The sequence below is a fragment of the Moorena sp. SIO3B2 genome (genome assembly GCF_010692525.1).
In the GTDB taxonomy this organism is placed as follows: domain Bacteria; phylum Cyanobacteriota; class Cyanobacteriia; order Cyanobacteriales; family Coleofasciculaceae; genus Moorena; species Moorena producens.
In genome coordinates, this window is record NZ_JAAHHE010001012.1 from 1 (window position 1) to 1,008 (window position 1,008).

At 47.1% G+C, this 1,008-nt stretch carries 1 protein-coding gene; it reads right to left on the minus strand.

The features are described 5' to 3' along the window. Positions 1-67: 67 nt before the first annotated feature. Positions 68-1,008, minus strand: a 941-nt coding sequence (locus F6K38_RS43115) for a thioesterase domain-containing protein (protein WP_287361079.1), incomplete at its 5' end; no start/stop codon positions are given.

Below are 1,008 nucleotides of genomic sequence, written 5' to 3' on the forward strand. Positions count from 1 at the left end.
ACATACTCCCGACGTTGCCCTAACGGGACAACGCGGGCTTCTTGCCAACACCACCCAACGGTATCGGCTAAAGTTTCAACAGTTCAGCTAACACCTGAACATAAGGTTCACTCAACATAGTAGTATGGTTTCCAGGAACAACATTAACCTCCACGGGTTGCCTAGAAAGCTGATTCCATCCCCAAGTTGGATCCGTGGGAACTTCACCAAGCATTCCCAATTTATCCTGATAAACTTCGCTGGTGCGGAACAGGGTAATCCGACCTTGATAACCTGCTTGTGGGAGATAACTCATAACAGCCAATTCATCAGCTTTAATCGTTTGAACAATCCCACGCACTCGTTCAATTCCTGAATTAGGTGGCAACAGATTGACGGTTTCCATCTGTTGTTTGAGATGGTTTAATTGGGCTAATGGAGTTAGAGGTTTGAGGGTTTCATAAGAAATCTCTAGATTTTTCCCAGATAACATTTCGAGGATATGGGCAATATTAGTCAACCATCGGGCATCATCCCAATCTAGCTGTTTGGGGGCGCTACTAGGAAGTCGGGCGGGAAGGTCAAATAGGGCGAGGAGGGCGACCGTTTCTCCCAACTGTTGTAGCTGTTGTGCCATTTCAAAAGCAACCATAACCCCAAAGGAATGACCTGCGAGGAAGTACGGACCAGAGGGTTGAAGGGATTGGATGGCTTGGAGGTAGTAAGCGGCTACCTCTTCAACACTACCAAAGGGTTCCGACACTCCATCTAAGCTGGGGGGTTGCAAGGCGTAAAAAGGTTGGTCATTTCCCAGATGACGGGCGAGTTGGTGGAAGTAGACCACATTGCCACCGGAACCAGGTATACAGAACAAAGGTGAGTTGTTTCCAAGGGGTTGAATAGCAACTAAGGGAGACCAAGAGTGAGTATCAGTTTTTTGGCGCAGTAGAATGGCTAATTGTTCTAGGGTAGCGCCTTGGAAAAGGGCGGCTAAAGATAAATTTTTGCCAAATTCTTTCTCAATGTCAG